The organism is Streptomyces sp. SID5785 (genome assembly GCF_009870065.1).
Classification (GTDB): domain Bacteria; phylum Actinomycetota; class Actinomycetes; order Streptomycetales; family Streptomycetaceae; genus Streptomyces.
Genome location: NZ_WWIA01000542.1, coordinates 1 through 509, shown reverse-complemented (window position 1 = coordinate 509; position 509 = coordinate 1). Strand labels below are relative to the sequence as shown.

General features: G+C 75.8%; 1 protein-coding gene. It reads left to right on the top strand.

Going from position 1 to position 509, the window contains the following annotated elements; all coding sequences use genetic code 11:
- A partial coding sequence (locus GTW43_RS17540) for an ABC transporter ATP-binding protein (protein WP_161302963.1) occupies window positions 1–396 on the top strand: 396 nt, incomplete at its 5' end.
- Window positions 397–509 lie beyond the last annotated feature (113 nt).

The following is a 509-nucleotide window of genomic DNA, read 5'->3' as shown; positions in this document are numbered from 1 at the left end:
GGCTTCGGCTGCCTGTTCATCACCCACGACCTGGCGGCGGTCGAGTACCTGGCCGACCGGATCGCCGTGATGTACCTCGGGCGGATCGTCGAACTGGCCCCGGCCGTCGAGCTGTTCGCGGATCCCAAGCACCCGTACACGCAGGCGCTGCTGTCGGCCGCGCCGGTGCCGGACCCGCAGGAGCAGCGCGAGCGCAGCCGCATCGTGCTCGGCGGCGACCTGCCCAGCCCGCTGGACCCGCCGCCCGGCTGCCACTTCCACACGCGGTGCCCGCTGGCGACGGAGCGGTGCCGGACGGAGGCGCCCATGCTCAGGGTGCTGCCCGACGGGCGCGAGGTGTCGTGTCACCTGGTCGCGGACGACGGCACCGCGCCGGACGCGAAGTCCACGCCCTGACCCTGCTGCCCCCTGCCCCGGGTTGCCCTTAGCCCGGGGCGGGGGACCCCGGCTGCCGACGCGGCCCTGGCCGCACGGCCGTGGAGCCCCTCTCCCACCGTCCCGCCCCCTCC